Below are 25,802 nucleotides of genomic sequence, written 5' to 3' on the forward strand. Positions count from 1 at the left end.
GCACAAAGCGTTTCTTCGGTGAGATCCAATGAAAAAGCTGTTTGTGCAGTTTTATCTTTTGCTGTTTGTCTGCTTCCTGGTCATGACCATGCTGGTCGGGCTGGTCTATAAATTCACCGCCGAACGTGCGGGCAGGCAGTCGCTGGACGATCTGATGAAAAGCTCGCTCTATCTGATGCGCAGCGAGCTGAGAGAGATCCCGCCGCACGACTGGGCGAAAACCCTCAAAGAGCTGGATCTGAACCTGTCATTCGATTTACGCATCGAGCCGTTAAAAGATTTTGAGCTGGATCCGCCCGCCATGCAGCGTCTGCGCGACGGGGACATCGTCGCGCTGGACGAGAAATACACCTTTATCCAGCGTATTCCGCGCAGCCATTACGTGCTGGCCGTCGGGCCGGTACCCTATCTCTATTATCTGCACCAGATGCGTCTGCTGGACATGGCGCTGATGGCCTTTATCGCCATTTCGCTCGCGTTTCCGGTCTTTATCTGGATGCGCCCGCACTGGCAGGACATGCTGAAGCTGGAATCCGCCGCGCAGCGTTTTGGCGAAGGGCATTTTACCGAACGCATCCACTTCGACAGCGGTTCCAGTTTTGAACGTCTGGGCGTGGCCTTTAACCAGATGGCCGATAACATCAATGCCCTGATCGCCAGTAAAAAGCAGCTGATCGACGGGATTGCGCACGAGCTGCGCACGCCGCTGGTTCGCCTGCGCTATCGTCTGGAGATGAGCGAGAATCTGACGGAAGCGGAGTCTCAGGCGCTTAACCGCGATATCGGCCAGCTTGAGGCGCTGATTGAGGAGCTGCTGACCTACGCACGACTCGATCGTCCGCAAAACGAACTGAACCTCAGCACGCCGGACCTGCCTGCCTGGCTGCAAACCCACATCGATGACGTTCAGAGCGTGAACCCGCAGCGCACGCTGTTAACGCGCGTCACGCCGGGTGATTACGGCGCGCTCGATATGCGCCTGATGGAGCGCGTGCTGGACAATCTGATGAACAACGCCATGCGCTACAGCGAAAGCACGCTACAGATTGGGCTGGATTTGCAGGGCAATCAGGCCAGCCTGACGGTGGAGGATGACGGTCCGGGGATTGCCCCGGAAGCGCGAGAAACCGTGTTTGAACCGTTTGTCCGACTCGACCCCAGTCGCGATCGCGCCACCGGCGGATGCGGCCTGGGGCTGGCGATTGTTTACTCTATCGCGCAGGCGATGGGCGGCACGGTGCATTGCGAAGAGAGCGAGCTCGGCGGCGCGCGCTTCTGCTTTAGCTGGCCGGTATACCATAACATCGCCCTTCCCGTCCCTGCCTGACCTCAACCGCACGCTGGCCTGACCCGGCGTGCTGTGCTATATGATAAGTATGTTGTAACTAACGAGAGTGCTTATGGCGACCTACGATCTCCTCGAACGGCTGAACAGCACGTTTCGGGAAATAGAACACGAGCTCCTGACCCTGACCGAACGTTTGTACAGCTGCCGTCTGCTGGCCGCGCGCGTCTTTACCCTGCCCGAGGTGACTAAAGGGGCCGAGCACGACCCGCTGGACACCATCGCGGTTGAACAGCACATCGGCAGCGCCGCCCTTGAGCTGGCGCTGAAGCACTATCGTCGCCTGTTTATCCAGCAGCAGTCAGAAAACCGCAGCAGTAAGGCCGCCGTGCGTCTGCCCGGCGTGATCTGCCTGCAAACCGATGCGACAACGCGCGACGCGCTGGAAAGCCAGATTACCCACATCAACACCCTGAAAGCGGCCTTTGAAAAGATCGTTACCGAAGAGTCCGGCCTCGCCCCTGCCGCCCGGTTTGAATGGGTGCACCGTCAGCTTCCGGGGCTGATTACCCTGAACGCCTATCGCACGCTGACGGTACTGCGTCACCCCGCCACGCTGCGCTTCGGCTGGGCGAATAAGCACATCATTAAAAACTTCACCCGGGATGAAATTCTGGCGCAGCTGGAAAAAAGCCTGAAGACGCCGCGCACCGTCGCACCGTGGTCGCGCGAGCAGTGGATTGAGCGCCTGGAGCAGGAGTACCACAGCATCGCCTCGCTGCCGGCGGACGCGCGCCTCAAGATAAAGCGTCCGGTGAAGGTACAGCCTATCGCCCGCGTCTGGTATTCCGGCCAGCAAAAACAGGTTCAGTATGCCTGCCCTACGCCGCTGATTGCGCTCTATGATGCCGATCGGGGGGCCATCGTGCCGGATATTGGTGAGCTTTTGAATTACGATGCGGACAATGTCCAGCACCGTTACAGACCTCAGGCGCAGCCGCTGCAGCTAATTATTCCGCGGCTGCACCTGTACGTGGCGGGATGACTATTTCAGGCTGCCGACCATCGCTTCCGGGCGAACCCAGGCGTCGAACTCCGCCTCCGTCAGATAGCCCAGCGCCAGGGCGGAGGCTTTCAGCGTCAGCCCCTCTTTGTGCGCTTTTTTAGCGATCTCGGCGGCCTTGTCGTAGCCGATATGGGTATTCAGCGCCGTCACCAGCATCAGGGATTCATTGAGCAACTGGCTGATACGCTCGCGATTCGGCTCAATCCCTACCGCACAGTGCTCGTTAAAGCTCTCCATCCCGTCCGCCAGCAGACGAATCGATTGCAGAACGTTGTGGATCACCATCGGGCGATAGACGTTCAGCTCAAAGTTGCCGGACGCACCGCCCAGGTTAACGGCCACGTCGTTGCCCAACACCTGACAGCAGAGCATGGTCATGGCTTCGCACTGGGTCGGGTTCACTTTACCCGGCATGATGGAGCTGCCCGGCTCGTTTTCCGGAATGCTGATCTCACCGATGCCGCAGCGCGGACCCGAGGCCAGCCAGCGCACGTCGTTGGCGATTTTCATCAGCGAGGCTGCCAGCCCTTTCAGCGCGCCGTGGGTGTGGACCAGCGCATCGCAGGTCGCCAGCGCTTCGAACTTGTTGGGCGCCGTGACGAACGGCTGCCCGGTGATGTTTGCCAGCTCCTCCGCCACGCGCACCGCGTATTCTGGATGGGTGTTTAACCCGGTCCCGACCGCCGTCCCGCCGAGCGCCAGCTCCGCCAGGTGCGGCAGGCTGTATTCAATGTGCTTCAGGTTATGTTCCAGCATCGCCACCCAGCCGGAAATCTCCTGGCCGAGCGTCAGCGGCGTGGCGTCCTGCAGGTGCGTACGGCCAATTTTGACGATGTCGCGGAAGGCCTGCGCTTTCTCGTTGAGCGTGGCTTTCAGGACGTTAAGCTGCGGGATAAGCTGCTCGCGGATAGCGATGATCGCCGCCACGTGCATCGCCGTCGGGAAGACGTCGTTGGAACTCTGGCTTTTGTTGACGTCATCGTTCGGATGGACCTTACGCTCCATGCCGCGCACGCCGCCAAGCAGTTCGCTGGCCCGGTTCGCCAGCACTTCATTCATGTTCATGTTGCTCTGGGTGCCGGAACCGGTCTGCCAGATGGCGAGGGGGAATTCGTCGGGATGCTTGCCCGCCAGCACTTCGTCGGCGGCGTTGATGATGGCGGTCGCTTTGTCTGCCGTCAGCAGGCCTAAATCCTGGTTCACTTTCGCGGCGGCGCGTTTGGTGAGCGCCAGCGCCTGAATCAGCGAGACGGGTATTTTTTCGGTCGAAATACGGAAGTGCTCCAGCGAACGCTGGGTTTGTGCGCCCCAAAGCTTGTCGGCCGGGACGTCGATGGCGCCCATCGAGTCTTTCTCATGGCGTACCGTGGTCATTACTTTCTCCTTGATAACAAAAGAGGGATTGCTCACATGCCTAAGGGATAAGTATTGATGACTTCTGAGAAACGATATGGCGCTTTGTGCGCTCTTTTTGGTGTCGGGTTGCAGCCGCGTCTTATCCGACCTACGAGAATATAGGCCGGGTAAGCGTCAGCGCCACCCGGCAATTTACAGAATTACTTCACGCATGCCGAACACTGGGACGACTGGATCTGCTTGAAGAAGTCGTTGCCTTTGTCATCCACGAGGATAAACGCCGGGAAGTCTTCCACTTCAATTTTCCAGATCGCTTCCATACCCAGTTCCGGGTACTCCACGCACTCCAGGCTCTTAATGCTGCCCTGCGCCAGCACGGCGGCCGGACCGCCGATGCTGCCCAGGTAGAAGCCGCCGTGCTTGTGGCAGGCGTCCGTCACCTGCTGGCTGCGGTTGCCTTTCGCCAGCATGATCATGCTGCCGCCGTTAGCCTGCAGCTGGTCAACGTACGAGTCCATACGCCCTGCCGTGGTTGGGCCTAACGAGCCGGACGCGTAGCCTTCAGGCGTTTTCGCCGGGCCAGCGTAGTAGATCGGGTGATCTTTAATGTACTGCGGCAGCCCTTCGCCGTTGTCCAGACGCTCTTTCAGCTTCGCGTGCGCGATGTCGCGGCCCACGATGATCGTGCCGTTCAGCGAGAGACGGGTCGAGACCGGATACTGCGAAAGCTGCGCCAGAATCTCTTTCATCGGACGGTTCAGGTCGACGCGAACCGCTTCACCCTCACCCGCTTTGCGCAGCTCTTCCGGAATGTATTTGCCCGGATTGTTTTCCAGTTTTTCGATCCAGATGCCGTCGCGGTTGATCTTCGCCTTGATGTTGCGATCCGCGGAGCAGGACACGCCCATACCGACCGGACAGGATGCGCCGTGACGCGGCAGACGGATCACGCGCACGTCGTGGGCAAAGTATTTGCCGCCAAACTGCGCGCCGAGGCCCAGGTTACGCGCCTCTTCCAGCAGTTCCTGCTCAAGCTGCACGTCGCGGAACGCCTGGCCGTGCTCGTTACCTTCGGTAGGCAGGCCGTCATAATATTTGGTTGAGGCCAGCTTGACGGTTTTCAGCGTGCTTTCCGCCGACGTACCGCCAATCACAAACGCGATATGGTACGGCGGGCACGCCGCGGTGCCGAGGGTGCGCATCTTCTCAACCAGGTAATTTTTCAGCTTGCCCGGGGTGAGCAGCGCCTTGGTTTCCTGGTAAAGATAGGTTTTGTTGGCTGAACCGCCGCCCTTGGCGATACAGAGGAATTTGTACTCGTCACCGTCGACGCTGTAGAGATCGATCTGTGCCGGCAGGTTGGTGCCGGTGTTGACCTCTTTGTACATATCCAGCGCCGCGTTTTGCGAGTAGCGCAGGTTATCTTCGGTGTACGTGTTGTAGACGCCGTGCGCCAGGGCTGCTTCGTCACCGCCGCCGGTCCAGACGCGCTGGCCTTTTTTACCGACGATGATCGCCGTGCCGGTGTCCTGACAGGTAGGCAGAACACCTTTCGCGGCGATGTCTGAGTTACGCAGGAACTGCAGGGCAACGTATTTATCGTTTTCGCTGGCCTGCGGGTCGCTGAGAATATCGGCAACCTGCTGCTGGTGCGCTGGGCGGAGCATAAACGAGGCGTCGTGGAAAGCGTGCTGCGCCAGCAGCGTCAGCGCCTGCGGATCCACCTTGAGGATCTCTTGTCCTTCAAACTCAGAGACGGAGACGTGATCGCGGGTTAACAGGTAATACTCGGTCCGATCCTTACTGAGGGGGAAAGGATCCTGATAATGGAAGGGTTTATTCGACATTGGTCTCTCACTTACTGCTTCGGTCTGTTTATTCAGGGCAGATGTTCCGCTGCCCGGCTTAAAAGCGAGTCAGCTTATCCTACACAATTTTTTAACAAAAACTGAGACTAATACGACTTTTTACATCCACAGGTTACTTCCATGAGGTTTATTGCTTTAATACCCGGAGTTAATTCCACAATTGAATCAGGGCTTGATAATGCAAAAACTCATTAACTCAGTGCAAAACTACGCCTGGGGAAGTAAAACTGCGTTAACGGATCTCTACGGTATCGCGAACCCGAACAACCTGCCGATGGCAGAACTGTGGATGGGGGCGCACCCGAAGAGCAGCTCAAAAATTGAAGACGCCAGCGGCCAGGTTCGCAGCCTGCGTGACGTGATTGACGCCGATAAAGCCGCGCTGCTTGGCGACAAGGTGGCTCAGCGCTTCGGCGAACTGCCGTTCCTGTTCAAGGTGCTGTGCGCCGACCAGCCGCTCTCCATCCAGGTTCACCCGAACAAGAAAGCCTCTGAAATCGGCTTTGCGAAAGAGAACGCGGCGGGTATTCCGTTAGACGCCGCCGAGCGTAACTACAAAGATCCTAACCACAAGCCGGAGCTGGTCTTTGCGCTGACCCCGTTCCTGGCGATGAACGCGTTCCGCGAGTTTTCAGAGATCGTTTCTCTGCTGCAACCGGTCGCGGGTGCCCACAAGGCTATCGCCCACTTCCTTGAAAACCCGAACGCGGACGCGCTGAGCCAGCTGTTTGCCAGCCTGCTGAATATGCAGGGTGAAGAGAAATCTCACGCGCTGGCGGTGCTGAAAGCGGCCCTGGGCAGCCAGCAGGGTGAACCTTGGGAGACCATCCGTCTGATCTCCGAATTCTACCCGGACGACAGCGGCCTGTTCTCCCCTCTGCTGCTGAACGTGGTGAAGCTGAACCCGGGCGAAGCGATGTTCCTGTTTGCTGAAACCCCGCACGCCTACCTTCAGGGCGTGGCGCTGGAGGTGATGGCCAATTCCGATAACGTGCTGCGCGCGGGCCTGACGCCGAAATATATCGATATTCCTGAGCTGGTTGCCAACGTGAAGTTTGTGGCGAAACCTGCCGCGGAGCTGCTGACTCAGCCGGTGAAAAACGGCGCAGAGCTGGACTTCCCGATTCCGGTTGAGGATTTTGCCTTCTCCCTGCACGACCTGAGCCAGGCCGAAACTGCCATCGCGCAGGAAAGCGCGGCGATTCTGTTCTGCGCCGAGGGCGAAGCGACGCTGCGCAAAGGTGAACAGCGTCTGGTGCTTAAGCCCGGTGAGTCAGCATTCGTTGCAGCCAGTGAATCACCGGTCAGCGTAAGCGGCACCGGTCGTCTGGCGCGCGTTTTCAATAAGCTATACCCTAAATAATTCGAGTTGCATGAAGGCGGCGACGCAGCGAATCCCCAGGAGCGTACATAAGTACGTGACTGGGGTGAGCGAGGAAAGCCAACGCACAGGCAACTTGAAGTATGACGGGTATTAGGGACTTACTGATTTTTTTAACAACTCTTGCTAAGCTAGTTGCAGGCTTAATATCTCCAGGCGGTTTTTACCGCCTGGTTTCATTTTAGGGATAGTCGCAATGAAAAAATCGGTCGTAGCGGTTGGAGTGATTGTAGCGTTAGGCGTGGTCTGGACGGGTGCCTCCTGGTTTACCGGGAAACAGCTGGAAGGCCGTCTGGCTGAGATGGTGGCGCAGGCTAACGGAGAGATTAAGCGCAGCGCGCCGGAGGCGGGCCTGGAGCTGAGCTACCAGAATTATCATCGCGGCGTGTTTACCAGCCGTATGCAGCTGGTGGTAAAGCCAGTGGCCGGTGCTGAAAACGGCTGGCTGAAACCGGGTCAGAGCGTGGTGCTGGACGAGGTGGTGAGCCACGGTCCGCTGCCGCTGGCGCAGCTGAAGTCCTTTAACCTGATCCCGTCGATGGCGTCCGTTCATACCGTGCTGGTGAATAACGACGTCACCAAACCGCTGTTTGACCTGGCGAAGAATGAATCGCCTTTCGATATTAATACCCGAATTAGCTATGCCGGTGACACGAGCTCCGATATTGCTCTGAAAGCGCTGAACTACGAGAAAGAGAATGAGAAAGTCGCCTTCAGCGGCGGTCACTTCAAACTTGACGCTGACCGCGACGGAAACGTGTTCTCCCTGACGGGTGAAGCGGAAAGCGGCCTGGTCAATGCCGTGAACGAATATAACCAAAAGGTTCAGCTCACCTTCAACAACCTGAAGGCCGACGGCAACAGCCGAATGACCGATTTCCAGGAGCGTATCGGCGATCAAAAACTGTCTCTCGACAAGGTTGCCATTGCGGTTGAAGGAAAAGAGATGGCCGTGCTGGAAGGTATGGACGTCAACGGCAAATCCGACGTTTCCAAAGACGGTAAAAGCATCAACACGCAGCTGGATTACACGCTGAAGAGCCTGAAGGTGCAGAATCAGGACCTGGGCACCGGCAAGCTGTCACTGAAGATCGGCAATATCGACGGCCAGGCGTGGCACGAGTTTAGCCAGAAATACAGCAAAGAGAGCCAGGCGCTGCTGACCGATGCCGCACTCCAGCAGAACCCTGAAGTGTACCAGCAGCAGGCGATGGCGGTACTATTCAACAACCTGCCTGTCCTGCTGAAAGGCGAGCCGGTGATCACCGTTGCGCCGCTGAGCTGGAAAAACAGCAAAGGCGAAACCAGCTTTAACCTGTCGCTGTTCCTGAAAGATCCGGCAACCGCAACGGGTGAACCGCAGACGCTGGCGCAGGAAGTGGATCGCAGCGTGAAGTCGCTCGACAGCAAGCTGACCATCCCGATGGATATGGCGACCGAGTTTATGACCCAGATTGCGAAGCTGGAAGGCTACGGCGATGAAGACGCCGGCAAGCTGGCTAACCAGCAGGTGAAAGGTCTGGCGGCAATGGGCCAGATGTTCCGCATCACTAAAGTGGAAAACAACACGATTTCCACCAGCCTGCAGTACGCCAACGGCCAGGTAACGCTGAACGGCGACAAGATGCCGCTGGAAGACTTCGTCGGCATGTTTGGTATGCCGACGCTGGGGATGCCGGAACCGGCTGAACCGGCAGCGCCAACCGAACCGACGGCACCGCAGCAGTAAACGGCAAAACCCCTCGCATGAGGGGTTTTATATTGCCCGCTAATTTTTCCATCCAGCCAGGAAATCCAGCAGAAGCGCGTTCACTTTCTCTGGCTGCTCCTCCTGCGGCAGATGGCCGCACTCATCAATACCCTGCGCCCGCAGGTTCTCCGCCATTTCGGCCCAGACGCTTTCCATATCGAAAAGCTTGCCGACCGCATGAAAATCATTCCCCCACAGCGACATTACCGGGCAGGTGATTTTCACCTCAGCGTCTGCCATATCCTGCGCCACATCCTCTGCGTTGGCGCGATAGTCAGCCATTGCGCCACGCACGGCACCCGGCGCCTGATACGCCCGAACATAGGTGTCAAACGCCTCGCCGCTGATGGTCGAGGGATTGTAGGTCCAGTCCGAGAAAAAGTGGCGCAGCCAGATATGCTCCCGACCCGCAATCAGCGCTTCCGGCAGGTCTGGCACAAGATGAAACAGGAAGAACCAGTACGCACGCGCAATCGACGCATTTAGATCGCGCGCCACAATACGCGTTGGCACGTTATCCATCACCACCAGTCGATCCACCAGCTCAGGGTAATCTTTTGCAAACCGCGTCGCGACGCGCGCGCCGCGATCGTGCCCTACCAGCACCACTTTCTGTAAACCCAGCACACGCATCAGTTCCCGGATGTCCCGCGCCATGTTGCGCTTATCATAGCCAGAAGCAGGTTTATCCGTTTCGCCATACCCGCGTAAATCCGGTGCAATCACGCGGTAGTGCCGGGACAGTACGGGTATCTGGTAGCGCCAGGCATAGTTTGTTTCAGGAAAACCATGCAGGAGAATAACCGGTGCGCCTTCACCCTCTTCAACCACAAACTGACGGATACCGTTTGCCATTACGGTGTAACTTTTCATGCTCGTCACCTCACTTTATTTCAGCAGAGGCACGTTGGCCGCACGTTGATAAGGACCGTAATTGACAGGATTCCAGCTATAGCCCTGCTGCCAGGCGGTGATATGCCCGATACCGGGGAAAGGCAGATGTGCCGCAGCCATCCACTCACCGTCTTTCGCCAGCGCGTTAAACTCCTGCGCCCGGGATGAGATGGCTTTTTTCGGATCGACATCAAAGCGAATAGACACTTCAGGGTGCGGGAACTGGACGGCAGGAGCATGAATCAAATCCCCAATGAAGTTGATAGCCGTCCCCTGCGACGCGAAGCGATAAACGGTACTGCCAGGCGTATGCCCGATGGCATATGCCGTCTGGACTTCCGGGACAGGCGAAGCTGGCGGGACGAAGGTTTTAAGGTGCCCGGCGGCTTTATACGCAGACAGCGCATTCCTGGCGATAGCGAAATACTCCCTCGCATTAGCCGGCGCGCTCGCTTCTTTTGCGGGGTCAAGCCAGTAGTCGGCCTCCCCCTGCGGTACGTAGACGGTAGCATTGGGGAACAACGCCTTACCCTCTGCATCGCTCAGGCCGCATACGTGGTCAAGATGCAGGTGGGTCAGGAAAATGGTATCAACCTGCTCGGGACGGTACCCTGATGCGTTCATATTGCTGACCAACTGGCCGGCCGTTTCCGCCATGCAGTGGCCCCCCCCGCTGTCAATCATGACCAGGTGTTTACCGGTATTCACCAGAAAGGCGTTAAAGGCGGTAGGCATGCGTTCGGCATCAACTTTGTGTTGAGCCAGCAGTTCGCGAACCTTGTCGCCTGAGAGCCCGTGTAGTAAGGCAGGCGAAAGATCGTTATAGCCGTCGAACAGCGCCGTTACCTCATATTCCCCGACCGCCAGACGATAATAGCCCGGAACCTGCTGTTTCACCTGTGCCGGGGCATCTGCCCACGATGTGCTTGCCAGGAGCAGGCCGCTGAGCGCCAGAACCGTTTTCAACTTTTTCATCTTCACTCCAGATTGATATTTTTCAGGTTGTGAAGAGACTATGGCAGCGTAACGATAAATAATGTAGATATGTACTTTGATAAGTCAGCATAACGAAAATCGATGCAATGAAACTGGAAGATGTTGAAGTGTTTGTCGAAGCCGTCAAGGCGGGTAGTCTGGCGGGCGCCGCGCGTCGGCTCTCTGTGAGCGCCATGGCGGCGTCACGGTCTCTTAATAATCTTGAGGCTGAACTGGGGGTCAGGCTGGTGCACCGCACCACGCGTTCCCTGTCACCCACCAGCGATGGGGCCGTTTTTTTGCCCCATGCGCAGGCTTTGCTGGAAGATAAAAATAACGCGCTTGCCGATCTGTTTCCCGAAGGGACGCACCTTTCCGGACGCCTGCGTATTACCGCCTCAGCGGGGTTTGGCCGTAAGATCGTTGCTCCCATGCTGACCCGGTTCATGCAGCAACATCCCGCCCTGCAGGTCGATTTACTCGCCACCGACGAACAGGTTGATATTGTCGGAAAAGGCATAGACGTGGCGTTACGCATTGCGCCGCTGCGCGATAACCGGCTGGTTGCCCATCGCCTGTGTCACAACCCTCGCGATCTCTGCGCCAGCGCGGCGTATCTTGCCGCGAATGGCTATCCAAAATCGTTTAACGATCTGGCGGCACACAGCTGTCTGACCACGTCAGATACCGTCCACTGGTCATTCGAACAGGGTGAACAGCGCTACAAACAAAAGGTGTCGGGCCGATTCTCCGCGAACTCCGTTGAGGCCATTTTCGAAGCCTGCCTCGGAGGGTTGGGGATCGCCAATTTATCTAGCTGGTACGTAGAGCCGGCGTTCAGTGAGGGTAAACTCGAGCGGATCGTCCTTGAAGACGCCCAGCCGGAATCGCTGGCCGTTTGGGCGGTCTACCCGACCTCACGGCTGATCCCGGCAAAAGTGAGAAAATTTGTGGAAGCGCTGGAAGCCGAACTGTTGCTCAATCCGCTGACGCAACCCACCTGATATTATTTCACCGTCACCAGCCGCGCCGCCACAATCTGGTGTCCGGCCTGAACGTCCGTGTTGTCGATGCGCTGCATGATCCTGTCCGCCAGCGTGTAGCCCATCTCCCGCGCGGGGGTGGTGGCCCAGACGATCGGCAGATCGTCGAGCGCGTTTTCACCGACGTCGGCGAACGCCCCCAGCGCCACCTGATGGCCGAAGAAGGTTTCCACCCCGCCCTCGCCGCTCTGACGCCCGACGCGGATCAGGCCAAACCAGGCGCCCATAGCAATCACATCGTTGTAACAAATCACGGCGCTGATCGTCGGACTGCTGCGCAGCAGCGCGCCTATCGCTTCCGCCGCTTTCTTCTGGCTGGATTCACACTCCACGACCCATTCGCTGTGGAACGGCAGGCCGTATTTAATCAGCGTCGCGCAGTAGCCGCCGACCCGCTCGGCGCGGGTCAGGGACGAACTTTTCCCGCCGAGCCACGCAATGCGCTGGTGTCCGCGTCGAATAAGATGCTCGGTCAGCATTTGCGCGGCCTGCATATTATCCGGGCGCAGCGTATCGGCCTCGTCCAGGTAGCTGGCGCGCGAAGCAAACACCAGCGGCACGCCTTTTTCGGCGGCGCGCTCGCACAGCTCGCTGCCCACGCCCGACGCCCCGGCGACGATCACCCCGTCAACACCCTGATTCAGCAGCATATCGAGCCGGGAGAGAAGCTGATCGGGCTCGCGACCGCCGTGCAGAAGAAAGACCATCCGCCCCTGCGCTTCAAGCGCTTCGGTTAACCCTGCGGTCAGCTCCGCATAGAAAGGTGACGTCAGGTCGCGGACAATCAGGCCAATCACCCCGCTTTGCCCGCCGCGCAGCGCCGACGCCTGACGGTTACGCACAAAACCCAGCTGCTCAACCGCCTCGTTAACCCGTTGACCGGTCGCAGGAGAGATGCGCCCTTTTCCGCTTAGCACCAGAGAAACGGTGCTGACGGAAACGCCCGCCGCCAGCGCGACATCGTTGATGGTGATTTTTTTCGCTACAGCCATGTGTTGGCGTGACTCCCTGAAATGAGATCGGTAAAACGTTTTATCAATACGTTATCTTTATACTACCAGTCAAAGCCTGAGAATGTGATTTAGCGCGCACTAAACTTTGATAAAACGTTTTATCTTCTCGCAGCATTGAAGCAGGCAAACTGATTTTAACAATAAAGGAGTCGTTTTATGACGGCGAAAGCAGCACAAAAAATATCGCTGTGGGAATTTTTCCAGCAACTGGGTAAAACCTTTATGCTGCCCGTGGCACTCCTCTCGTTCTGCGGGATCATGCTCGGGATCGGCAGCTCGCTGAGCAGTAAAGACGTCATCACGCTGATCCCGTTCCTCGGTACCCCTGTGCTGCAGGCGATCTTCATCTGGATGAGTAAAGTCGGCTCCTTTGCGTTTAGCTTCCTGCCCGTGATGTTCTGTATCGCTATCCCGCTGGGCCTGGCGCGCGAGAACAAAGGCGTCGCGGCATTTGCCGGGTTTGTGGGCTACGCCGTGATGAACCTGGCGGTTAACTTCTGGCTGACCGCGAAAGGCATTTTGCCGACCACCGACGCCGCCGTACTGAAAGCCAACAACATTCAGAGCGTGATCGGTATCCAGTCTATTGATACCGGGATCCTCGGGGCAGTGATCGCGGGTGTGATTATCTGGATGCTGCACGAGCGCTTCCATAATATCCGGCTGCCGGATGCCCTGGCCTTCTTCGGCGGTACCCGCTTTGTGCCGATTGTTACCCTGGTGGTGATGGGTCTGTTCGGTTTAATCATTCCGCTGATCTGGCCGGTCTTTGCGATGGGCATCAACGGTATTGGCCGCATCATCAACGGCGCGGGAGATTTCGGTCCGATGATCTTCGGTACCGGCGAGCGTCTGCTGCTGCCGTTTGGCCTGCAGCATATCCTGGTGGCCCTGATTCGCTTCACCGAAGCGGGCGGTACGATGGAGGTGTGCGGTCACGACGTGAGCGGCGCGCTGACCATCTTCCAGGCGCAGCTGAGCTGCCCGACTACCCACGGCTTCTCGGAAAGTGCCACCCGCTTCCTGTCTCAGGGTAAAATGCCTGCCTTCCTCGGCGGCCTGCCGGGTGCCGCGCTGGCGATGTACCACTGCGCTCGCCCGGAAAACCGTCATAAAATTAAAGGCCTGCTGATTTCCGGCGTGATCGCCTGCGTCGTGGGCGGTACCACCGAACCAATCGAATTCCTGTTCCTGTTCGTCGCACCGGTGCTGTACCTCATCCACGCGGTGCTGACCGGTCTGGGCTTTACCGTGATGGCGGTGCTGGGCGTGACCATCGGCAACACCGACGGCAACGTGATCGACTTCGTGGTGTTCGGGATCCTGCACGGCCTGTCCACCAAGTGGTACCTGGTACCAGTTGTGGCGGCTATCTGGTTTGCGGTTTACTACGGCATCTTCCGCTTCGCCATCACCCGCTTTAACCTGAAAACGCCTGGCCGCGATACCGATACGGCGAGCAGCGTTGAACAGGCGGTTGCCGGGACCGTGGGCAAATCCGGCTACAACACACCGGCCATTCTGGCGGCGCTGGGCGGCGCGGATAACATCACCTCGCTGGATAACTGCATCACCCGCCTGCGTCTGTCGGTGGCGGATATGTCAAAAGTGGATACCAACGCCCTGAAAGCCAACCGGGCCATCGGCGTGGTACAGTTAAATCAGCACAATTTGCAGGTGGTTATCGGCCCGCAGGTCCAGTCGGTGAAGGATGAGCTGGCAACCCTGATGCGAACAGTTGAAGCCTGATGCCTCAGCCCCCTCTCTTGAGGGGGTTTTACTTTAAGGACTCACGTCATGTTTGATTTTTCTACCGTCGTGGATCGACACGGCACCTGGTGTACGCAGTGGGACTACGTCGCCGACCGCTTTGGCGCGGCCGATCTGCTGCCCTTCACCATCTCGGATATGGATTTCGCCACCGCGCCCTGCGTTACCGACGCGCTGCATCAGCGCATTAATCACGGCGTGCTGGGCTACAGCCGCTGGAAGAATGATGAGTTTCTCGCCGCCGTCGCGCACTGGTTCCAGCAGCGCTTTAACAGCACGATTGATACGGAAACCGTCGTTTATGGTCCTTCCGTTATCTACATGGTGTCAGAGCTGATTCGTCTCTGGTCACACCCCGGCGATGGCGTAGTGGTTCACACCCCGGCATACGACGCGTTTTACAAAGCTATTGAAGGGAATGCGCGTCATGTGGTGCCCGTGGAGATGGAAAAGCATGCCGCAGGCTGGCAGGGAAATATGGCGGCGCTGGAAGTGGCCCTGGCGAAACCTGAAAACAAAATTTTGCTGCTGTGCAGCCCGCAAAACCCGACCGGCAAGGTCTGGACGCGGGACGAGCTGGCGCAGATGGCTGAACTGTGCGCACGCTATGACGTGGCGGTTATCAGCGATGAAATCCATATGGATATGGTGTGGGGAGAGCATCGCCACACGCCCTGGAACGCGGTGGCGCGCGGTAAATGGGCGCTTCTCACCTCCGGCTCGAAAAGCTTTAATATTCCGGCGCTGACGGGCGCTTACGGCCTGATCGGCGATGAAGCGAGCCGTAACGGTTATCTCAGCGCACTAAAAGGCCGGGACGGACTCTCTTCCCCTTCCGTGCTGGCGCTGACGGCGCATATTGCCGCCTATCAGCAGGGAGCGCCGTGGCTGGATGCCCTGCGGGGGTATCTGGAAGAGAATCTGTTGTATATCGCGCAGGAAGTAAACCGCGCCTTTCCGAAACTGAACTGGCAGCCGCCCGAAGCGACCTACCTGGCCTGGATTGACCTGCGCCCCCTGAACATTGACGATCGGGCGCTGCAAAAAGTGCTGATCGAGCAGCAAAAAGTCGCCATCATGCCGGGATATACCTACGGCAAAGAGGGAAACGGCTTTGTTCGCCTGAACGCCGGCTGTCCGCGCAGCAAGCTTGAACAAGGGGTGCAACGTCTCATTGCCGGGATTAACACGCTCCTGTAATCAATTTGCGCAACGGAATATTCCCTTGCGCAAATAGCTTTTTACCCCGTTTTGTTTTTATAATATGGCGCACTTTAACCAGAAAAGAGTGCGACCATGATTGATACACGCCTGCCTTTAACTGATATTCATCGTCACCTTGACGGTAACATTCGTGCCCAAACCATCCTCGATCTTGGCCGCCAGTTCAATTTAACGCTTCCTGCGCAGACGCTTGAGTCGCTGATCCCTCACGTACAGGTAACCTCCAATGAACCGGACCTGGTCAGCTTCCTGAGCAAACTCGACTGGGGCGTGAAGATGCTGGCCTCGCTGGATGCCTGCCGCCGCGTGGCGTTTGAGAACATTGAAGATGCGGCCCGTAATGGCCTGCATTACGTCGAGCTGCGCTTCTCGCCGGGCTATATGGCGATGACCCACAGCCTGCCCGTTGCAGGCGTGGTGGAAGCCGTGATTGAAGGCGTGCGCGAAGGGTGTAAAACCTTCGACGTTCAGGCCCGTCTGATTGGCATTATGAGCCGTACGTTCGGCGAAGCCGCCTGCCTGCAGGAGCTTGAAGCGCTGCTGGCCCATCGCGATGCCATCACCGCCGTCGATCTGGCCGGTGACGAGCTGGGCTTCCCGGGCAGTCTGTTCCTCTCCCACTTCAACCGCGCGCGCGATGCCGGCTGGCACATTACCGTGCATGCGGGTGAAGCGGCTGGCCCGGAAAGCATCTGGCAGGCCATCCGCGAGCTGGGCGCCGAGCGTATCGGCCACGGCGTGAAGGCGGTAGAAGATCGCGCCCTGATGGATTTCCTGGCGGAGCAGCGTATCGGGATTGAGTCGTGCCTGACGTCTAATATTCAGACCAGCACCGTGGCAACGCTGGCGCATCATCCGCTGAAAACGTTCCTCGAGCACGGCGTGCTGGCCTCGCTGAACACTGACGACCCGGCGGTTCAGGGCGTGGATATCATCCACGAATACAACATCGCCGCACCGCAGGCGGGTCTGAGCCGCGAGCAGATCCGTCAGGCGCAGATCAACGGGCTGGAGATCGCCTTCCTGACGCCTGAAGAGAAGCAGGCGCTTAAAGATAAAGTGGCTCGCGGTTGAGCATTTGCCGGGTAGCGGCTACGCCTTACCCGGCCTACAACAGCCCTTAAAACTTATGCCAGACAGAGCGTGGCGCGATGTTTGGCAGATTCAATACCCAGCTCAATCAACTCCATAATCTGAATCGCCTGGCTGGCCGGAACCGGATTTTCGCCCGTGCCGTTCAGCGCATCGCGAATGCCCGCATAATAGGCCGGATAGTTGCCCGGGATCGTCAGCAAGGTTTCCTCTACCAGTTCCTCACCTTCCACCCGCGTGACCACGCCGTCCCGCATATCATAGCCCCAGTCTTCCTGCGGCAAACGTTCACCGCTTTTCAGCCGGTCCTCCTGCGGATCGAGGCCAAACTTCACGTAGCTCCCGCGCGTGCCGTGAATGATGTAGCGGGCCGATTCCGCGGCCGCGACCATCGTGCCGTGCAGCACAATCCGCCGCTGCGGGTAGCTGAGCACCGCGTGGAAGTAATCGGTCGTCTGCGCTCCGGGCCGGAGCTGGGCCAGATCGACCGTCATGCTCACCGGCAGACCAAAAAGATTGACGGCCTGATCCAGCAGATGCGGGGCTAAATCGTACCAGATACCGCTGCCCGGACCGACCTGCTCGCGCCAGCGGTTTCGTACCTGCGGACGGAAGCGGTCAAAGTGCGATTCAAAAAAGAGGATCTCCCCTAGCGTGCCTTCACTGAGAAGCCTTTTTACCGTCAGAAAGTCGCTGTCCCAGCGGCGGTTATGGAATACCGACAGCAGCCTGCCCAGACTTTTTGCCAGCGCATCCAGCTCGCGAGCCTGAGACAACGTGACGGTAAAGGGCTTATCGACAACCACGTGCTTACCGGCTTCAAGCGCGGCCTTTGCCAGCGGGAAGTGGGTGTCGTTCGGGGTGGGGATAACGATTAAATCAATATTTGGATCGTTAAAAAGGTGTTTTGGCTCAGAGACAACCGGCACGGAAGGCCAGTCGGCATGGACTTTAGCGGCATCGCTGCTGGATACCGCAGCCAGGGTCATCCCCGGCGTCCCGGCTATCAGAGGCGCATGAAACGTTTTGCTTGCATACCCGTAGCCGATAAGCCCAACGCGGATATTATCACTCATAGTGCCGTCCTCTTTTATGACGTTCTTATTTCACACTGGCTAGCCTGGCATTACCACAGATTAATAATGTGCCATATGACTTAAAATAGCAGGTCGTAGGGGTTGTTTTTGTTACATAGTATTAACCCACTGATTTTGTTTAAGGGAACCGTTCCCAAAGCGCTTGCCGTCGGGGAAACGTCGCTGTAACATTTGCGACCTGTATTTATGGATAAAGTACAACTACGAATCATGACGTCAATTATTAATCGAATCATTGAATTAGCGGGATGGATTGTCCTTGGGGTTTCGGTCATTTTGCTGGGCGTTGCCAGCCATATCGATAACTACCAGCCGCCGGAGCCTGTCGCAGTCGCCCAACCTAAGTAACCGGTTACTGCAATAAAGAGTGACATAATATGTCAGTTACTTATTGCCAGCCCTGGTGAACACGGTTAACCTTCTCTTCCAGGCATCGTCTGATGCCTGAATTTCAGCAAAGAAAACTCCTAATTTCGTCGCGTTACCTGAGTGGGCTGTTTACGTCTTTATTAATCCGTTTATTATTCGAACGAATTACCTTAACTGGTATTACTCACTTTTATATGGAAACTTATTAATATGACAGTTCAGGACTATTTATTAAAATTTCGCAAGATCAATTCGCTTGAGAGCCTGGAAAAACTGTTTGACCATCTGAACTACACCCTGTCGGATAATCAGGACATCATTAATATGTATCGCGCCGCTGACCATCGCCGTGCGGAGCTGGTTTCCGGAGGTCGTTTGTTCAACGTGGGTGAAGTGCCTAAGTCCGTATGGCGTTACGTTTTATAAGAAAGTAGCCATCCGCGCGAAATGTTATATACTCTCCGCCCTGCAAACTGGCTGTACAACATTTCGCGCAGATTATGGGAGAGTTCATGACCGCAACGCCTGGAGAACGCATTGGAGGCTGGTTAATCGCCCCACTGGCATGGCTGCTGGTTGCCTTATTAAGCGCATCACTTGCGCTGCTGCTGTATACCACCGCACTGATTACTCCTCACGCCATCCAGACCCTGATGTCGCAAAGCGTGCTGAGTATTGCGATGTGGTTTGTGTCGTTCGTTTTCGCGATTGGTATGTGGTACTACACTCTGTGGTTGACCATCGCCTTCTTTAAGCGCCGCAAAAGTGTACCTAAACACTACATTATCTGGCTGCTGATTTCGGTTCTGCTGGCGGTTAAAGCCTTTGCTTTTTCGCCCGTATCAGACGCTCTGGCCGTTCGTCAGCTGCTTTTCCCGTTACTGGCGGCCGCGCTGCTGGTCCCCTATTTCAAACGTTCGACGCGGGTAAAAAACACCTTCGTGAACCCGTAATAACCTTACAGATAACCTGTTGTCGCCTGCGTGAGTTTGTCCGATAATAGGCGGCTTTTTTATTTCAGGCTAAATAATGACCGATTACTTACTGCTCTTTGTCGGCACCGTGCTGGTTAACAACTTCGTTCTGGTGAAGTTCCTTGGCCTGTGCCCGTTTATGGGCGTGTCCAAAAAGCTGGAAACGGCGATGGGCATGGGGCTGGCGACAACCTTCGTCATGACGATGGCGTCCATCTGCGCGTGGTTGATTGATACCTGGATCCTCATCCCGCTGGGGTTAATCTATCTTCGCACGCTGGCTTTTATTCTGGTCATTGCGGTTGTTGTGCAATTTACTGAAATGGTGGTGCGTAAAACCAGCCCGGCCCTCTATCGCCTGCTGGGTATCTTCCTGCCGCTGATCACCACCAACTGTGCCGTTCTCGGCGTTGCGCTGCTGAACATCAACCTTGGCCATAACTTTATGCAGTCGGCGCTGTACGGTTTTTCCGCCGCCGTCGGTTTCTCATTTGTTATGGTCCTGTTCGCGTCGATTCGCGAGCGTCTGGCGGCAGCGGATATCCCTGCGCCCTTCCGCGGTAACGCGATTGCGCTGGTTACCGCGGGTTTAATGTCTCTGGCCTTTATGGGCTTTAGTGGTCTGGTGAAGTTGTAATGAATGCTATCTGGATTGCCATCGCCTCTATCAGCGTCCTGGGGTTGGTGTTTGGCCTTATCCTGGGTTACGCCTCCCGCCGTTTCGCGGTAGAGGACGATCCCGTTGTTGAAAAAATTGATGAGCTTTTGCCGCAAAGCCAGTGCGGGCAGTGCGGCTACCCGGGCTGCCGCCCCTATGCCGAAGCGGTAGGGATTCAGGGTGAACAAATTAACCGCTGCGCCCCCGGCGGCGAAGCGGTGATGCTGAAAATCGCGGCCCTGCTTAACGTCGATCCGCAGCCCGTTGATGGCGATGCGGAGGTGCAGGAGCCGGTTCGCGCCCTGGCCGTGATCGACGAAGCCAACTGCATCGGCTGCACCAAATGTATTCAGGCCTGCCCGGTTGACGCCATTGTCGGCGCCACCCGCGCCATGCACACCGTCGTGGCGGATCTGTGCACCGGCTGTAACCTCTGCGTGGCCCCCTGCCCGACGCAATGTATCGAGCTGCGCCCGGTTGAAACGACTACCGAAAGCTGGAAGTGGGATCTTCAAACCATTCCGGTTCGCATCATTCCTGTGGAACAACATGCTTAAGTTATTTTCTGCTTTCAGAAAAGAGAAGATTTGGGACTTTGACGGCGGTATCCATCCGCCAGAGATGAAAACCCAGTCCAACGGCACGCCGCTGCGTCAAATTCCGCTGGCAACGCGTTACGTCATGCCGCTCAAGCAGCATATTGGCGCTGAGGGCGAGCTGTGCGTGAAAGAAGGCGATAGGGTTCTTCGCGGTCAGCCGCTGACCTTTGGCCGTGGGCGAATGCTGCCGATACATGCCCCCACCTCCGGTAAAGTGGTGGCGATTGCCCCGCATACGGTGGCTCATCCGTCTGCGCTGTCGGAACTGAGCGTGATCATTGAAGCCGACGGCGAAGACCGCTGGATCGATCGTGACGGCTGGAGCGATTACCGCAGCCAGAGCCGCGAAGCGCTTATCGAGCGAATTCATCAGTTCGGCGTCGCCGGGCTGGGCGGCGCGGGCTTCCCTACCGGCGTTAAGCTGCGCGGCGGTGGCGATAACATCCAGACGTTGATTATCAATGCCGCCGAGTGCGAGCCGTATATCACCGCAGACGATCGTCTGATGCAGGATTGCGCCGCTCAGGTGGTGGAAGGCATCCGCATCCTGGCATACATTCTGAAGCCGCGGGAAGTGCTGATTGGTATCGAAGACAATAAACCGCAGGCCATCTCGATGCTGCGCGCCGTGCTGGCGGGCAGTCATGATATTAGCCTGCGCGTTATCCCGACCAAGTACCCTTCTGGCGGCGCAAAACAGCTGACGCAAATTCTGACCGGCAAGCAGGTGCCGCACGGCGGACGCTCATCGGATATCGGCGTGCTGATGCAAAACGTTGGCACCGCCTATGCGGTGAAGCGCGCGGTGATTGACGGCGAGCCGTTGACCGAGCGCGTGGTGACGCTGACAGGGGAATCGATTTCCCGTCCGGGCAACGTCTGGGCGCGTCTGGGTACGCCGGTGCGCCATCTGCTGGAACAGGCTGAATTTTGCCCGGCCAGCGACCAGATGGTGATCATGGGTGGCCCGCTGATGGGCTTTACGCTGCCGTGGCTGGACGTTCCGGTAGTGAAAATCACTAACTGTCTGCTCGCCCCTTCCCCCACCGAAATGGGTGAAGAGCAGGAAGAGAAAGGTTGCATTCGCTGCAGCGCCTGTGCCGATGCCTGCCCGGCGGATCTCCTCCCACAGCAGCTGTACTGGTACAGCAAAGGCCAGCTGCACGACAAGGCAAAATCCCATAACCTGGCCGACTGCATTGAATGCGGCGCCTGCGCCTGGGTCTGCCCAAGCAACATTCCGCTGGTGCAATACTTCCGTCAGGAGAAGGCCGAGATTTATGCCATCTCCATGGAAGAAAAACGCGCCGCGGAAGCCAAGGCACGTTTCGAAGCGCGTCAGGCGCGACTGGAGCGCGAAAAAATCGCCCGTCAGGAACGCCATAAGCAGGCCGCCGTTCAGCCTGCCGGGAAAGATCAGGATGCGATCAACGCCGCGCTGGCGCGCGTTCGCGAGAAAAAAGCCGATGCCGCCCAGACGGTGGTGATCCAGGCCGGGGAAAAACCGGATAACAGCGAAGCGATTGCCGCCCGCGAAGCGCGAAAGGCTGCGGCTCGCGCGCGTCAGGCGGAAAAAGCGCAAACGGTTCAGGCAGATACTGAGATCGACCCGCGTAAAGCGGCCGTTGAAGCGGCGATAGCCCGGGCCAAGGCCCGCAAAGCTGGAGAGCAGCAGGTAGTCGTCGAGCAAGAAGCGGTCGACCCACGCAAAGCCGCCGTTGAAGCGGCGATTGCTCGCGCCAAAGCCCGTAAGGCTGCGCAGCAGGCGCCAGAGGCAGTATCAGAAGCAGAAGCACCACCGATCGACCCGCGTAAAGCCGCCGTCGAAGCAGCGATTGCCCGCGCCAAAGCCCGCAAGGCTGCGCAGCAGGCGCCAGAGGCAGTGTCAGAAGCAGTGTCAGAAGTAGAAGCACCACCGGTCGACCCGCGTAAAGCCGCCGTCGAAGCAGCGATTGCCCGAGCCAAAGCCCGTAAGGCTGCGCAGCAGGAAGAGCAGTCGCAGGCCGCCAACGATGACCCGCGCAAGGCCGCCGTCGCCGCCGCCATTGCGCGCGTTCAGGCGAAGAAAGCCGCACAGCAAGCCGTTAACGAGGATTAAATGGTTTTCAGAATCGCAAGTTCCCCCTACACCCACAACCAGCGTCAGACATCGCGCATTATGATGCTGGTCTGCCTGGCCGCGCTGCCGGGCATTGCCGTTCAGTGCTGGTTTTTCGGCTGGGGAACCCTGTTCCAGATAGCCCTGGGCTGCGCCAGCGCCGTCGCGGCGGAAGCACTCGTCCTGAAGCTGCGTAAGATGGCGGTGTCACGCATTCTGGCTGACAACTCCGCGCTGCTGACCGGCCTGCTGCTCGCCATCAGTATTCCGCCGTTTGCCCCGTGGTGGATGGTCGTGCTCGGTACCGTGTTTGCCGTGATCATTGCCAAACAGCTGTACGGCGGGCTCGGCCATAACCCGTTTAACCCGGCGATGATTGGCTACGTGGTGCTGCTAATCTCCTTCCCGGTGCAGATGACCAGCTGGCTGCCACCACACGAGATTGCGGCCACGGTCCCGGGCTTTATGGATGCCCTGCACGTTATCTTTACCGGCCATACGGCGCTCGGCGCTGATATGAACGCGCTGCGAATGGGCGTGGACGGCATCAGCCAGGCGACGCCTCTCGATACCTTTAAAACGTCCCTGCACGCCGGGCAAAGCGTTGAGCAGATCATGAAATCCGCGATTTACAGCGGCATGCTGGCGGGTGCAGGCTGGCAGTGGGTCAACCTGGCGTATCTGCTGGGCGGCCTGTTCCTGCTGCAGCAGAAAGCCATTCGCTGGCATATTCCGGTCAGCTTCCTCGTGACGCTGGCGGTTTGCGCCACGCTGGGTTGGGTATTCTCTCCTGAATCACTCGCCAGCCCGCAGATGCATTTGCTCTCCGGTGCGACCATGCTGGGTGCCTTCTTTATCCTGACGGATCCGGTCACGGCGTCAACGACTAACCGCGGCCGCCTGATCTTCGGCGCGCTGGCGGGCCTGCTGGTATGGCTCATCCGCAGCTTTGGCGGTTACCCGGACGGCGTCGCGTTTGCCGTCCTGCTTGCCAACATTACCGTTCCGCTCATCGACTATTACACGCGTCCGCGCGTGTACGGCCATCGCTAAGGGTTTCGCCATGTTAAATACGATGCAAAAGCACGGCGTCACGCTGGCTGTCTTCGCCGCGGTTCTCACCGGGCTGACGGCCCTGGTTAACACGTTAACCAAAACGACCATCGAAGAGCAGGCTTCAAAGCAGCAAAAGGCGCTGTTCGATCAGGTGATCCCGTCAGATTTCTACGATAATGACCTGCAAAAGAGCTGCTTTGTGGTAGACGCGCCGCAGCTTGGGAAAGGCCCACACCGCCTCTTTATTGCCCGCAAAGGGGATAAACCGGTAGGCGCGGTGATGGAAGCGACGGCGCCCGACGGCTATTCCGGCGCCATTCAGCTGCTTGTTGGCAGCGATTTCTCCGGCACTATTCTGGGTACTCGCGTGACGGAACATCATGAAACGCCGGGCCTGGGCGATAAAATTGAAACCCGTCTGAGCGACTGGATTTTGCACTTCGCCGGTAAAGTTATCCATGGCGAAGGGGATACCGCGTTTGCGGTGAAGAAAGATGGCGGCGAGTTCGATCAATTCACCGGCGCGACCATCACGCCGCGCGCCGTGGTGAACGCCGTAAAACGAGCCGGGCTGTATGCTGAAACGCTGCCCGCGCAAATCAACAATCTTCCGGCCTGTGGGGAGTAATCATGAGCCAGGTTAAAGAGGTTATTGTCCAGGGGTTGTGGAAGAACAACTCCGCGCTGGTCCAGCTTCTGGGGATGTGTCCCCTGCTGGCGGTAACGTCCACCGCCACCAATGCGCTCGGTCTGGGTCTGGCAACCACGCTGGTGCTGACGCTGACCAACCTCTCCATCTCCGCCCTGCGCCGCTGGACGCCGTCGGAAATTCGTATTCCGATTTACGTCATGATCATTGCGTCGGTGGTCAGTATCGTCCAGATGCTGATTAACGCCTACGCGTTTGGCCTGTACCAGTCGCTCGGGATCTTTATTCCCCTTATCGTCACCAACTGTATCGTCGTTGGCCGTGCGGAAGCGTTCGCGGTGAAAAACAGCCCCGCCATGTCGGCGCTGGATGGTTTTTCCATTGGCATGGGCGCCACCTGCGCCATGTTCGTGCTGGGCTCGCTGCGCGAGATCCTCGGTAACGGTACGCTGTTTGACGGCGCAGATGCGCTGCTGGGCGGCTGGGCCAAAGCGCTGCGCGTTGAAGTGTTCCACACCGATACGCCATTCCTGCTGGCAATGCTGCCCCCTGGCGCGTTTATTGGCCTTGGCATGATGCTGGCGATAAAATACCTGATTGATGAGAAACGTAAGCGCCGCGCGGCTGAGCGTAGCGTTCTGGAAGGGACACCCGAGAAGGCTTCATGAATAAAGAAAAGCGCATTGCGATCCTGACCCGTCTGCGGGACGAGAACCCGCACCCGACGACGGAGCTGAATTTTACCTCCCCGTTTGAGCTGCTGATCGCGGTGTTGCTCTCTGCACAGGCGACCGATGTGAGCGTCAATAAAGCCACTGCCCTGCTCTATCCAGTCGCCAATACGCCAAAAGCCATGCTGGAGCTGGGCGTGGAAGGCGTGAAGTCCTATATCAAAACCATCGGCCTGTTTAACAGCAAAGCCGAGAACGTCATTAAGACCTGCCGGATCCTGCTGGAACAGCACGGAGGCGAAGTACCGGAAGATCGCGCCGCGCTGGAAGCCTTACCGGGCGTGGGGCGTAAGACCGCGAACGTGGTGCTCAACACCGCGTTTGGCTGGCCGACCATCGCCGTGGATACGCATATTTTCCGCGTCTCTAACAGGACTAACTTCGCGCCGGGGAAAAATGTTGAGCAGGTCGAAGAGAAGCTGTTAAAGGTGGTTCCGGCCGAATTTAAGGTTGACTGCCATCACTGGCTGATTCTGCACGGCCGCTATACCTGTATTGCCCGTAAGCCTCGATGCGGCTCGTGCATTATTGAAGATCTCTGCGAATACAAAGAAAAAGTATATCCCTGATCGTCACAATCCCTTACCAAAAGAAGGGCTACCAGGCACCCTTCTTTTGGCCGTTATTTGTCCGTCTTTCATTCCCCCTGACCTGTCACTTGTTCGGTTGTTTAACGCTCAAACAGGTTAATACTTTTTTCATAGCCAAAAATTTCTATACATCTGTGATCGCGATCACCCTGATAACTTCATGTTGAATTTTTGTTGTCAAAATCCGCCTAAACCCTTTGTCTGACAAGATACTCTCCTTCCATCACCGAAGATAAGACCAGCTATTTTTCAGAATATGGCCCA

The 25,802-nt window shown here is 57.5% G+C and carries 24 protein-coding genes; 18 read left to right on the top strand and 6 right to left on the bottom strand.

Translation table 11 applies throughout. The features are described from left to right. The first annotated feature begins 28 nt into the window (after positions 1-28). Entirely contained in the window at positions 29-1,327 is a 1,299-nt protein-coding gene (gene rstB / locus M2422_RS04845) for a two-component system sensor histidine kinase RstB (RefSeq protein WP_033145344.1), read from the top strand. 73 nt (positions 1,328-1,400) lie between these two features. Next, entirely contained in the window at positions 1,401-2,330 is a 930-nt protein-coding gene (gene tus, locus M2422_RS04850; RefSeq protein WP_064672366.1) for a DNA replication terminus site-binding protein, read from the top strand. On the opposite strand, the gene fumC is transcribed toward tus, so the two are convergent. Further along, complete coding sequence (gene fumC / locus M2422_RS04855) at positions 2,331-3,725, bottom strand: class II fumarate hydratase (RefSeq protein WP_064672365.1); 1,395 nt, start codon at positions 3,723-3,725, stop codon at positions 2,331-2,333. It lies immediately after the preceding gene. A gap of 182 nt (positions 3,726-3,907) precedes the next feature. Beyond that, a complete protein-coding gene (fumA, locus tag M2422_RS04860; RefSeq protein ID WP_039262309.1) occupies positions 3,908-5,554 on the bottom strand; it encodes a class I fumarate hydratase FumA in 1,647 nt (548 codons plus the stop codon). Between the two features lie 199 nt (positions 5,555-5,753). Here fumA and manA point away from each other — a divergent pair, with 199 nt between their 5' ends. Both manA and M2422_RS04870 read left to right on the top strand, forming a co-directional pair. Then, on the top strand, positions 5,754-6,938 hold the full coding sequence (manA, locus tag M2422_RS04865) for a mannose-6-phosphate isomerase (protein WP_039262310.1): 1,185 nt from the start codon (positions 5,754-5,756) through the stop codon (positions 6,936-6,938). A gap of 214 nt (positions 6,939-7,152) precedes the next feature. Beyond that, positions 7,153-8,685, top strand: a complete 1,533-nt coding sequence (locus M2422_RS04870) for a YdgA family protein (RefSeq protein WP_064672364.1) — start codon at positions 7,153-7,155, stop codon at positions 8,683-8,685. A gap of 39 nt (positions 8,686-8,724) precedes the next feature. Here M2422_RS04870 and M2422_RS04875 read toward each other — a convergent pair whose 3' ends face one another. Both M2422_RS04875 and M2422_RS04880 read right to left on the bottom strand, forming a co-directional pair. After that, positions 8,725-9,579 (bottom strand): alpha/beta fold hydrolase, encoded by an 855-nt coding sequence (locus M2422_RS04875; protein WP_064672363.1) that lies wholly within the window; start codon positions 9,577-9,579, stop codon positions 8,725-8,727. 15 nt (positions 9,580-9,594) lie between these two features. Next, positions 9,595-10,575 (bottom strand): MBL fold metallo-hydrolase, encoded by a 981-nt coding sequence (locus M2422_RS04880; RefSeq protein ID WP_064672362.1) that lies wholly within the window; start codon positions 10,573-10,575, stop codon positions 9,595-9,597. Between the two features lie 107 nt (positions 10,576-10,682). On the opposite strand from M2422_RS04880, the gene M2422_RS04885 reads away from it, so the two are divergent. Beyond that, positions 10,683-11,579, top strand: a complete 897-nt coding sequence (locus M2422_RS04885; RefSeq protein ID WP_064672361.1) for a LysR family transcriptional regulator — start codon at positions 10,683-10,685, stop codon at positions 11,577-11,579. 2 nt (positions 11,580-11,581) lie between these two features. Here M2422_RS04885 and M2422_RS04890 read toward each other — a convergent pair whose 3' ends face one another. Continuing rightward, on the bottom strand, positions 11,582-12,610 hold the full coding sequence (locus M2422_RS04890; RefSeq protein WP_259140140.1) for a Mal regulon transcriptional regulator MalI: 1,029 nt from the start codon (positions 12,608-12,610) through the stop codon (positions 11,582-11,584). Between the two features lie 177 nt (positions 12,611-12,787). Between M2422_RS04890 and malX the strand changes: the two genes are divergently transcribed. The 3 genes from malX to add all read left to right on the top strand — a co-directional run bounded on the left by malX (position 12,788) and on the right by add (position 16,699). Then, on the top strand, positions 12,788-14,380 hold the full coding sequence (gene malX / locus M2422_RS04895) for a maltose/glucose-specific PTS transporter subunit IIBC (protein ID WP_029740306.1): 1,593 nt from the start codon (positions 12,788-12,790) through the stop codon (positions 14,378-14,380). A gap of 48 nt (positions 14,381-14,428) precedes the next feature. Further along, on the top strand, positions 14,429-15,601 hold the full coding sequence (locus tag M2422_RS04900) for a MalY/PatB family protein (protein WP_064672360.1): 1,173 nt from the start codon (positions 14,429-14,431) through the stop codon (positions 15,599-15,601). Between the two features lie 96 nt (positions 15,602-15,697). Further along, positions 15,698-16,699, top strand: a complete 1,002-nt coding sequence (gene add / locus M2422_RS04905; protein WP_033145337.1) for an adenosine deaminase — start codon at positions 15,698-15,700, stop codon at positions 16,697-16,699. 53 nt (positions 16,700-16,752) lie between these two features. Here the strand turns inward: add and M2422_RS04910 are convergent, their stop codons facing one another. After that, positions 16,753-17,793 carry an oxidoreductase gene (locus M2422_RS04910; RefSeq protein ID WP_033145336.1) on the bottom strand — a complete coding sequence of 347 codons (1,041 nt, stop codon included), beginning with the start codon at positions 17,791-17,793 and terminating at the stop codon, positions 16,753-16,755. 243 nt (positions 17,794-18,036) lie between these two features. Between M2422_RS04910 and blr the strand changes: the two genes are divergently transcribed. From blr to nth, 10 genes are all read left to right on the top strand, one after another. Then, the gene (gene blr, locus M2422_RS04915; protein ID WP_170864498.1) at positions 18,037-18,162 is read left to right on the top strand and encodes a division septum protein Blr; all 126 of its coding nucleotides are present in this window, start codon (positions 18,037-18,039) and stop codon (positions 18,160-18,162) included. Between the two features lie 231 nt (positions 18,163-18,393). Continuing rightward, a complete protein-coding gene (gene ydgT, locus M2422_RS04920) occupies positions 18,394-18,609 on the top strand; it encodes a transcription modulator YdgT (RefSeq protein ID WP_013096896.1) in 216 nt (71 codons plus the stop codon). Positions 18,610-18,695: 86 nt separating this feature from the next. Continuing rightward, on the top strand, positions 18,696-19,136 hold the full coding sequence (locus M2422_RS04925; RefSeq protein ID WP_048977467.1) for a DUF2569 domain-containing protein: 441 nt from the start codon (positions 18,696-18,698) through the stop codon (positions 19,134-19,136). Positions 19,137-19,212: 76 nt separating this feature from the next. Beyond that, positions 19,213-19,794 (top strand): electron transport complex subunit RsxA, encoded by a 582-nt coding sequence (gene rsxA, locus M2422_RS04930; protein ID WP_014883581.1) that lies wholly within the window; start codon positions 19,213-19,215, stop codon positions 19,792-19,794. Further along, positions 19,794-20,372, top strand: a complete 579-nt coding sequence (gene rsxB, locus M2422_RS04935; protein ID WP_259140148.1) for an electron transport complex subunit RsxB — start codon at positions 19,794-19,796, stop codon at positions 20,370-20,372. Before rsxA ends, rsxB begins: the two co-directional genes overlap by 1 nt. After that, positions 20,365-22,512, top strand: coding sequence for an electron transport complex subunit RsxC (gene rsxC, locus M2422_RS04940; RefSeq protein ID WP_064672359.1), 2,148 nt, complete (start codon positions 20,365-20,367; stop codon positions 22,510-22,512). Before rsxB ends, rsxC begins: the two co-directional genes overlap by 8 nt. After that, complete coding sequence (gene rsxD / locus M2422_RS04945; protein ID WP_064672358.1) at positions 22,513-23,565, top strand: electron transport complex subunit RsxD; 1,053 nt, start codon at positions 22,513-22,515, stop codon at positions 23,563-23,565. A gap of 10 nt (positions 23,566-23,575) precedes the next feature. Beyond that, complete coding sequence (gene rsxG, locus M2422_RS04950) at positions 23,576-24,196, top strand: electron transport complex subunit RsxG (RefSeq protein WP_064672357.1); 621 nt, start codon at positions 23,576-23,578, stop codon at positions 24,194-24,196. 2 nt (positions 24,197-24,198) lie between these two features. Then, the gene (locus M2422_RS04955) at positions 24,199-24,885 is read left to right on the top strand and encodes an electron transport complex subunit E (RefSeq protein ID WP_023617347.1); all 687 of its coding nucleotides are present in this window, start codon (positions 24,199-24,201) and stop codon (positions 24,883-24,885) included. After that, positions 24,882-25,517, top strand: a complete 636-nt coding sequence (gene nth / locus M2422_RS04960) for an endonuclease III (protein ID WP_008500570.1) — start codon at positions 24,882-24,884, stop codon at positions 25,515-25,517. Before M2422_RS04955 ends, nth begins: the two co-directional genes overlap by 4 nt. Positions 25,518-25,802: the final 285 nt, after the last annotated feature.

Source organism: Enterobacter sp. SLBN-59 (assembly GCF_024807915.1).
In the GTDB taxonomy this organism is placed as follows: Bacteria; Pseudomonadota; Gammaproteobacteria; order Enterobacterales; family Enterobacteriaceae; genus Enterobacter; species Enterobacter asburiae_B.